The sequence below is a fragment of the Sphingobium sp. YR768 genome (assembly GCF_900111125.1).
Classification (GTDB): domain Bacteria; phylum Pseudomonadota; class Alphaproteobacteria; order Sphingomonadales; family Sphingomonadaceae; genus Sphingobium.
Map to the genome: position 1 here is coordinate 1 of NZ_FOGE01000061.1, position 9,533 is coordinate 9,533.

Genomic DNA, 9,533 nt, shown 5'->3' on the forward strand with positions numbered 1-9,533 from the left:
TGAAAGTGATGCCATCGCGCATCCTCTCAGACTCGCACGCCAGCAAGCCGATGGGAATCCCCCCTCGGACTCTTTTGTTCCGGTCAATCCACTAGGGGCAAGATGCATCCGCCCATATCGTCAATATCTTCCCATTTTCGCCGGTGTGACCAGTAGCCAAGCCTGACTTCGTCACGCGTGCCGACAGGCTTGAGGCGGGCGATCGGCGCCTCGGTTCTAAGCAGATAGAGATGGTAAGCGCCTTTGTCCTCGTACCATCCGACGCCGCCGCCGTTGGCCGCGTCGAACGTTTCGATGCGCAGAATGATTTCCTGGTCTTTCATGGTGCATCCATAGTGCCGTCAGGTCACAGCATATTCGAGTCACCTCGCCGCATGGCAACAGCCCAAGCGTTGCAACGTGCTTCAGTCGGGATTCGAAGCATGGAATGTTGGACCAGAACAAGGCCGTTATCGGCGATCCCGTCCCCCAGATCCTGCGCCAATGGCTGCAGGCATGGCGTCCCTGCTTTACGGCTCCCAGTTGGGAGCATGTACTTGTTCTTGTGATGGGCGGCTTGCTGGCCACGGGCAAACGGACCGTTACGTCTTGCCTGCGTGTGACCGGCCGAGCCGATGCTTCCAACTTTGCAACTTATCACCAGATCCTCAACCGCGCCCGCTGGAGCTCGCGTGCCGTTGCGAGGCGTTTACTGGGCATTGTGGTCGAACGGCTCGTGCCCGATGGTCCTGTAGTCATCGGTATGGACGACACCATAGAGCGCCGATGGGGGCGCCGGATCACCGCGCGGGGTATCTACCGCAACCCGGTCCGCTCCAGTCACGGCCATTTCGTCAAAGCCAGCGGACTGCGCTGGCTCAGCTTCATGGTGCTCACCCCGGTGTCATGGAACCGCCTGATCAAGGCGCTGCCAGTCTTGACGTTGCTCGCTCCTTCGGAACGATCCAACCGTCAACGCGGCTGTCGTCATAAATTGCTGACGGACTGGGCACGCCAAGGCGCGCTGCAGCTGTCTCGCTGGCTGCCGGGTCGGCGGATCATCTTCATCGGCGACAGCAGCTTTGCTGTCCACGAACTGGCACATGCGATTGTCCGCCGGGCCACACTCATCAGCCGACTGCGGCTCGACGCCAACTTGTTTGCGCAGCCTGCCGGGCGAACGGCACGCACAATGGGACGACCGGCGCAGAAAGGGCGAGCATTACCAAAACTCAAGACCCTGCTCGCCAACTCGGCGACACGCTGGACCAGCATCCTCGTTTCTGCCTGGTATGGCCATGTCAACGGCAAGACGCTCGAGATCACATCCGACATCGCCTTATGGTACAGGCCCGGCACCCCGGTCTTGCCGGTCCGCTGGGTCCTGGTTCGCGATCCTGACGGAAAGCGCGACCCGCAGGCCTTCTTCAGTACCGACATCACCCTCGAGCCCGCCGAGATAATCGCCCTCTACGTTCGCCGATGGCAGATCGAGGTCACCTTTGCCGAAACCCGCGTTCACCTGGGTGTCGAGACACAGCGCCAATGGACCGACAAAGCCATAGCGCGAACCACGCCGGCTATTTTCGGATTCTACAGCCTCATCTCGCTCTGGGCCTGTGATCTTCTTGACAGTACCAGCACACCCTACGCCGCAGCGTGGTATCGGAAGACCAGCCTTACATTCAGCGACGCTATCGGCGCCGTCCGGCTCCAACTCTGGGTCGGCAACATTAACTCACATTCCCCGCCTCACCGGGAACCGCAATATATTCCCGCAACCCGCATCGTACGTATGGCCCAAGCGCTATGCTTCGCTACGCATCTGGATTTCTCGACTATCTGGGGCAGCGGAGCATCCCCGTCGCGGACGTGATCGATGTGCAGGTGGAGCAATATCTGCGGCACACGATCGTTCTGTTCGAAAGGCAGCGTGGGCGACGCCCCAGCGCGCGCTGGCACGAGGTCACACGCTCCGGAATTCATGCGCTGCTGCGCCTTGTTCACGGCCAATGGCCGCCGGCTATCAAGCCTACCTGCGCGGCCGATGAAGTCCGATTTTCAATCTGCGCCGAATACGAAATCTGGCTGCGTGAGGAACGCGGGTTGGCTCGCGCCAGCATCGCAGCGTTGATGTGGGAAGCCCGGAACTTCCTTGCCTGGCTGATCAGTCGCGGAATCGACGGCTTGGCGGGGCTGAGCATTGTTGACGTTGACCGTTATATGGACCTGCGCGCGCCGAAACTGACGCGCTGCTCGCTGAAGTCTGTCGCAGAGCGGCTTCGCTCGCTGCTGCGTTATCTCCACATCACAGGTCGCGTCACGATGGATCTGTCAGGGCATGTCCTGGCGCCGACGCTTTACGCATATGAAGGAGTACCTTCGGTCCTGGATCGTGCCCAGATCGTCGCTGTGTTGGAGAGCACCAAGAACGACAAGACGTCGGCAGGGTTACGGGACTATGCAATCCTGCAACTCCTTGCGGCCTATGGTCTTCGGTCTGGAGAGATCCGCCATCTCCGGATCGAGGACATCGACTGGCGAACGGAAGCCATCCATGTTCATCACAACAAGACGCGGGCAAGCACATTCCTGCCCCTTCTTGAGCCAGTCGGCGAAGCGGTACTCGCCTATCTGCGTTCCGGGCGTCCCTTGACCGATGCCAGGGAGATCTTCGTTCGCACACGCGCACCCTACCGAAAGCTCGACAAGCTTTACAGCATGGTTCGGCGGCGGCTCCGTGACGCTGGCGTCCAACCGTCTGGTAAGTGTGGTCCCCACATCTTCCGTCATGCGCATGCGGTCGAAATGCTGCGCGCCGCGGTGCCGCAAAAGGTCATCGGCGACCTGCTGGGACATCGTTCGACAGGATCGACGGCTCCCTACCTCAAGCTTGCTACCGAGGATCTCAGGGCCATCGCGCTTGACGTGCCGGGAATGGAGCTGCTGCCATGACCGCTCGGTGGCCCGATTCCGACCGGGCGATCATTGGCCGCTATGTCGCGAGCCTTGATCTGCGCAGCATGAAAAGTCGAACCTGCTACGGCCAAGTCTTGCATGGCTTCCAGGATGTCGCTGAACGTTACGAGGCCCTCGATCAAGAAGTGCTGCTGGCCTGGCTACGAGAATCCGCCGTTCGCCGAGCGCCGTCCACGCTCTTGCACCGCACCCGCATCGTTGACCGGCTCCTCGAACGCCTGGTGGAAATCGACGCGATTGAACGCAATCCCGTCGCCGCCTTGCGCGATGAGTGCAATATCAAGCAATGCATGCCGATCTGGCGGGCATTGGCATCGCAGTATCCGAAACAGGCTCTGGCCGAACTGCGCCAGCCCAGGCCGTTCGGCAGCGTTCTGGGCGAAGTGATGGCCGAGCATGTCGCGCTGATGCGGCGTAGAGGATACAAATACGCATCGCAGCCCCAGTTGCTCCTGAGGTTCGACCGGTTCCTGCAGTCGCATCCGGGACCGGAAGCCGAACCGCTGAGTTCCATGATCGATCGATGGGCGGCAACGAATGTCACGCGTCACCACGCAGAGGAATGTGAACAGCTCAAGCGCGTCTTTGCGAAAATCCTTCGTCACCGCAACCCGTCGACACCTGTGCGGCGACCCGACCCGACCCCAAGGAAGGAGGCCGCCAAGCAATGGCGAAAGCCCCATATCTACTCGCCTGCCGACGTGCGACGGATGCTCGAGGTTGGCAACCACAGAAGGGCTCTTACAGCCGTTCCAAGGCGGAATCGCTCGCTGCACATCATCTGCGTGATCGTACCGGACTAACGAAACTATCGTATTTGCGCTCACCAGATTACGAGTTCGGACCGAGGTCAGCTATCAAATGTCGACATACTCGGCGCTCCTGAGCGGACAAATGTAAATTTGGCTACAGATGTTCATTTCGGCTTCTGCAATTTCGCCACCGTCACCGCTGGTTCTTATGCTATATTACGCCTCCATCCTTGCTCGCGGCCGTCTCCGGATTGCCTATCTAACAATATGTTGATATATATCATCTAAGCAGCTCTGGACTGCACCGCTAGCTTCCATGATTGCACATTCGCGAGCATCTGCTTGGAACAGGCACGAAGCAACGTGCTGCATCATGGGAATAGCGCCAATTGGTTTTCAGGCGCACCGCTCAACTCTGACTGGGGAAGTCGAAATGGTTCAATACGAGTTTGGTATACAGACGTTTGCCCTTGGCCAGTCTGTGAAGGACGATCCCCATGCAGCGTTCGGCCGACTGGCAGACCTCGGGTATTCCTGTATCGAGACGGCAGGACTGCATGGGCATTCTGCGACTAACCTGGCATTCGCGGCGCGCGAGGCCGGTATGCGCATCGATGCAATGCACGTGCAGCCGCAACTTCAACTCGATCCCGCAGACCATAGGATGACAGACGAGGTTGGCCCAATCATCGACGATCTGCTCACCATCGGGGCGTCGCGCGTCGTGATGCCGCTTTGCCTAATCCCGGAAGACAAGATGCCGTCGCGGCAGGGCAATTTCGGGCAGGAATTGCGCAAGGTCGTACTCTCGCTCGGCCAAGACGTCTGGCACCGGTCGGCCGAGTTCCTAAACCTCAAGGGACAGCAATTCACCGATGCGGGGATTAAACTCTATTACCATAATCACGATTTTGAGTTCGCGGATTATGACGGCAAGTCCGGCTGGAATATCTTGTGGGACGAGACTGACAATGAGCTTGTGCAGTTCGAAATAGATCTTGGTTGGGTTATTATGGGCGGCCGCGACCCGATCGAGGAACTACGGCGCGGTGCGGGCCGTATCGGCATGATCCATGCAAAGAACACATATCACATCAAGCCGCTGGTGCCGGGCGAAAAGCGCGCGAACTGGGAAGAAATCCTTCGCGTCGCAAAGGAAACCGGAGTCGACCGCTTTTTCATCGAAGTTGAGGGACCATTTGCAACAAATGCCTGGGATGCCACGGCCCGAGCCTTCGACGATCTCGACATTGCGGTAAACTGATGCGCCAGGGCGACCAGGCCTCCCCGGAATTTGCCCTCGAGCAGATTTCGACCGTCCTGAATCGATTGGGGTTCCCAAGAGTCCGTTTGAGAATGCTCAGGGATGTACGATCCGTCGCAGCATGAGGCTCCTGAGCGCGACGTGGATCATGGCCTCGGAGACGTCTAGGCGCTGCTCATAGTCACGAACGAGGCGCTTCCACCTGGTCATCCAGCCAAATGTGCGTTCCACGACCCATCGCCTCGGCAGGACCTTGAACCCGGCTTCCTTGTCAGTGCGGCGGATGATCTCCAGCACGAAGTCGCGATAGGCGGCAGCGTCCATGAGGCGGGTGCGGTCATAAGCACCATCGGCAAACAGATGTTTGAGCCAAGGCCACCGCTTGCGGATGGCCGCGACCATGGTCTGGGCACCTGCGCTGTCGGAGATGTCGGCGGTCGTGAGGTTGACCATGAGCAGCCTGCCGTCTGTATCGACGGCGATATGACGCTTACGGCCTACGACCTTCTTGCCGGCATCGAACCCACGCTGTTTCGCCGCTGGCGATTTGATCGACTGGCTGTCGATCACCGCCGCGCTGAGTGACTGTTCACGGCTCTCACGCTCGCGATCGAGCATCAGTGCGACATCGTGGATCGTGCGAAACAGCAGCCGGCGAACGAACCGCCTGAACCACCAGTAGACCGTCTGCCAGGGTGGAAAGTCGTTCGGAAGCATCCGCCAGCCACCGCCCGTTCGGGCAAGATAGCGCAGCGCGTCGAGCACGTCGCGCAGATCGGTCTTCGGCTTGCGTCCACGCTTCGACACCGCCGGCAAAAACGATTGAATGAACTGCCACTCCTCATCCGTCAGATCGGTCGGGTAACGCTTCGCTCGCTTCTCAAATCCAGCCATCCGGCCACGGCTCGCTCGGGTCCACATCCCAAGCTTGAATCACGACCGCGCCTCGGTGTCATCGGTCCTGCAATTCTCCCTAAAGTGGGCTTTGAAAATTCCCTAGTTGGTGGCCCCTTCATCTCCTTTCAGACACGGAGGCGGGGCCGATGATCCGACTTGGAGAAATGATGATGATTCTCGAGCTACATCGGCAGGGCGTGTCGATAACCGCTATTGCCCGACGCACTGGCCGTGATCCCAAGACGATCCGCAAATATATTGAGCGGGGCGTTGAAGCCCCGGTCTACGGTCCCCGCCAGGTGGGTCGGCCAAGCAAGCTGTTGCCCTATCTGAACTTTCTGCGCGAGCGGGTGACGGCCTTTCCCGATCTCACGGCCTCGCGGTTGACGCGGGAAATCCGCGAAATGGGCTACATGGGCGCCTATACCGCCGTGAAGCGGTATCTCGCCGCGATCCGGCCTGAAAATGGCCCAAAGCCCTTCGAGGTGCGCTTCGAAACGCCGCCCGGTGTGCAGGCACAGGTGGACTTTGCCCGCTTCGTCGTCCATTTTACCGACGAACCCGGCATCAGCCGGATCGTCTGGCTGTTCAGCCTGGTACTGGGCCATTCGCGCTTCCTGTTTGGTCGCTATGTCATGCACCAGGATCTGCAGACACTGCTGCGCTGTCATATGATGGCCTTTGAGTAGATCGGCGGCGTGCCGATCGAGATCCTCTATGACCGAATGAAAACCGCGGTGACCGGCGAGGACGACCAAGGGCACATCATCTATAATCGCTCACTACTGGCGCTGGCGCGCCATTACCGCTTCGTGCCGCGGGCCTGTCGGCCCTACAGGGCGAAAACGAAGGGCAAGGTGGAGCGCCCGTTCAGCTACATCCGCAAGGACTTCTTCCTGGGGCGGACCTTCCGGAATCTGGAAGAGCTCAATGCCGAACTCATCGAATGGCTGGAAAGTGTCGCCAACGTTCGTGTTCATGGCACCACGCAGCGGATCATCGTCAAAGCCTTCGCCGCGGAGCAGCCTGAGTTGCAGTCGCTGCCAGCGGAGCGCTTCGATGCGGTGCTGAAGCTGGAACGTCGCGTTAGCCACGACGGCATGGTATCGATGGGCGGCAATTATTACAGCGTCCCTGACCGTACCCGCCGCGTTGTCGAAGTCGAGCAACTGCCCGACAGGATCCGGATCCTGGATCTTTGCCAGGTCATCGCCGAGCATGCCGTTCCGGAAGGCCGCAGGCAGTGCCGGATCGATCCTGCCCATCGCACCGGCGGCAGCGGCGCAAAACGCCGCATACCGGGCCAGGACGCAATCACCATCGGTCGTATCGGCGAGCATGTAGCTGTCCGCTCACTGGCAATTTACCAGGCCATCGGCAGCCATCTCGCCCAGGGAGAACGGCCATGACCCATGGTGCCGCCGCCGCACGCGTCGACAATATCCGTCGCAGCCTCGTTCACCTCAAAATGCCACGTGCCCTAGAAATGCTCGACGCCACCCTGCGCCGGATCGAACAGGGCCAGATCGACGGCATCGAAGCCATCGACGGCCTGCTCAGCGAAGAGCTCTCCTTCCGCGAAACCCGCAGGATCAAGGCGGCGCTTCGCATGGCGAGGCTGCCGGTCATCAAGACGCTGGCCGGATACGACTTCTCCTTCCAGCCCTCGCTCGACCGCTATCGTATCATGGCGCTGGCCGGCCTCGACTTTATCAACCGGGCCGAGGTGGTGCATCTGCTGGGGCCGCCCGGCACCGGAAAAAGCCATATCGCAACCGCCCTCGCCGTCGAAGCCGTGAAAGCAGGCAAGAGCGTCTACTTCATCCCGCTCGCCGACCTGATCGCCGCGCTCGCCAAGGCCGAACGCGAAGGCACGCTGCGCGAGAAAATCCGCTTCCTGTGCCGGACCTCCCTGCTCGTGGTCGACGAGATCGGTTATCTGCCCGTCACCCCCGACGGCGGCAATCTGTTCTTCCAGTTCGTCAACGCCCGCTACGAAAAAGGCGCCATGATCCTGACCTCCAACCGCGGCTTTGCCGAATGGGGCGACGTTTTTGGCGACCATGTGGTCGCCACGGCCCTGTTGGACCGCCTGCTTCACCATGCCGTCGTCATCCAGATCGAGGGCTCCAGCTATCGTATGCGCCAGCACGCCGACCTGCTTCCGGAGCATGCCCGCGTTACGCCGTCCATCAACCCGCCGCCCTTGCCAAAACGGCGCGGGCGCCCCGCGATGAAGGAGAAAAACGATCTCCATACCGGCTGATCACCGACAATAAACCAACCGCCAAATCAGGGAATTTTAAGCGCCCACTTTTGGGCTCTCCCGCAATTTCGGTGCAGGCGTCGGGAACGAACCATGAATCTGGTAGATTCATGGAGGCTCCATTGAGGGAGCCTGTCGAGCCATGCCCAAGCGTATCTTGCCGCTTATTCCACGCCAGCTGATCGTGGAGGAGGTCATTGTCGAAACCGAGCGCATCGTGATCAATTGCCGGTCGCGGTTGTCTGCGCCCCGCTGTCCCAGCTGCCGACGCGTGTCGTCGCGGATGCACAGCAGATACAAGCGACGCATCGCCGATCTCCCATGGCAGGGGTGCCCGGTAGTACTCTGTGTTCACGTTCGTCGGTTGCGGTGTGCCAACCGGAGGTGTGAGCAGCGTATCTTCGCCGAACGCGCTGAGGACGTTGCCGCCCGTCACGCTCGTCGCACGCTGCGCGTGCGTGATGTCCAGCGTTCCGTCGGCCTAGCCCTTGGCGGCGAAGCGGGTGCTCGTCTCATTGAGCGGCTGGGCATGCGCGTCAGTGCTGACACGATGCTTCGGATCGTTCGCGCTGATCGGCAGGTCCACCAGGGTCCGCCGCGTGTCCTGGGCATTGACGATTGGGCATGGCGAAAGGGGCAGCGGTACGGCACCGTGCTGGTGGATCTCGAGGCCCACCAAGTCGTTGACTTGCTGCCGGATAGGGAGAGCGAGACCCTTGCCGGCTGGCTGAAGTCCCACCCCGGCGCAGAGATTATCGCACGCGATCGGGCCGGCAGCTATGCCAAGGGCGCGCGCGAAGGTGCCCCTTTGGCTCGGCAGGTTGCTGATCGCTGGCACATGCTGCGCAATTGTTCGGATGCAATGCTCTCCGTCGTGGAAAGGCGATATAAGCTCGTTCGCGAAGTTGGACGCTCGCTGGCGAATGATGATGCTCAGGATCCACCGCCAGAACGACCAGCAACCCAGGGAATGTCCGGCAACGCGCTCGATCATCAAAGGCGAAGCCGAGCGCGGCGGAACATGATGTTCGATGCGGTCGTCAGCCTGCACGACAAAGGCTGGACCATTTCGGCAATCGCGCACGAAACCGGCCGAGATCGCAAGACGATCCGCCAGTGGCTTCTCGACAAACATCCTGGAACCTGGGAACGCGCACCGCGTCACCCCGCGAACGCCTTCGAAACATACCTCGTCTCGCGCTGGGAGGAAGGCTGCAGCAATGCCACTCAGCTTTACCGCGAGGTGTGCGGGCTCGGCTATCGTGGCGAAGCGCGCAGCTTTCGTCGCTGGATCAAGGCTTGGTTACGCGATGGCCTGTCGCCGCCTACAGCGCCATCCATCAGACACCCGCGCTGGAAAGCACCATCCTCGCGACAGGCGGTTAGGCTTCTCACC

At 60.4% G+C, this 9,533-nt stretch carries 8 protein-coding genes and 1 pseudogene; 7 read left to right on the forward strand and 2 right to left on the reverse strand.

The annotated features are described in order from the left end of the window. Positions 1-83: 83 nt before the first annotated feature. Entirely contained in the window at positions 84-323 is a 240-nt protein-coding gene (locus BMX92_RS26185) for a hypothetical protein (protein WP_093022540.1), read from the reverse strand. Positions 324-427: 104 nt separating this feature from the next. On the opposite strand from BMX92_RS26185, the gene BMX92_RS26190 reads away from it, so the two are divergent. The 4 genes from BMX92_RS26190 (at position 428) to BMX92_RS26205 (ending at position 4,974) form a co-directional block, all read left to right on the forward strand. Beyond that, positions 428-1,855, forward strand: a complete 1,428-nt coding sequence (locus BMX92_RS26190) for an IS701 family transposase (RefSeq protein WP_093022543.1) — start codon at positions 428-430, stop codon at positions 1,853-1,855. Next, complete coding sequence (locus BMX92_RS26195) at positions 1,789-2,934, forward strand: site-specific integrase (RefSeq protein WP_093022546.1); 1,146 nt, start codon at positions 1,789-1,791, stop codon at positions 2,932-2,934. The genes BMX92_RS26190 and BMX92_RS26195 overlap by 67 nt, the downstream gene beginning before the upstream one ends. Beyond that, a complete protein-coding gene (locus BMX92_RS28265) occupies positions 2,931-3,761 on the forward strand; it encodes a hypothetical protein (protein WP_256213644.1) in 831 nt (276 codons plus the stop codon). The genes BMX92_RS26195 and BMX92_RS28265 overlap by 4 nt, the downstream gene beginning before the upstream one ends. Positions 3,762-4,143: 382 nt before the next feature. After that, entirely contained in the window at positions 4,144-4,974 is an 831-nt protein-coding gene (locus BMX92_RS26205) for a sugar phosphate isomerase/epimerase family protein (RefSeq protein ID WP_177185280.1), read from the forward strand. A 96-nt stretch (positions 4,975-5,070) separates the two neighbouring features. Here the strand turns inward: BMX92_RS26205 and BMX92_RS26210 are convergent, their stop codons facing one another. Further along, positions 5,071-5,895, reverse strand: coding sequence for an IS5 family transposase (locus BMX92_RS26210; RefSeq protein WP_093022552.1), 825 nt, complete (start codon positions 5,893-5,895; stop codon positions 5,071-5,073). A gap of 122 nt (positions 5,896-6,017) precedes the next feature. Here BMX92_RS26210 and istA point away from each other — a divergent pair. From istA to BMX92_RS27185, 3 genes and pseudogenes are all read left to right on the forward strand, one after another. Then, positions 6,018-7,280, forward strand: a pseudogene (gene istA / locus BMX92_RS26215) (IS21 family transposase). Next, a complete protein-coding gene (gene istB, locus BMX92_RS26220; RefSeq protein ID WP_093022555.1) occupies positions 7,277-8,137 on the forward strand; it encodes an IS21-like element helper ATPase IstB in 861 nt (286 codons plus the stop codon). Before istA ends, istB begins: the two are co-directional and overlap by 4 nt. A 142-nt stretch (positions 8,138-8,279) precedes the next feature. After that, the coding region (locus BMX92_RS27185) for an ISL3 family transposase (protein WP_143066924.1) at positions 8,280-9,533 on the forward strand (1,254 nt) is incomplete at its 3' end.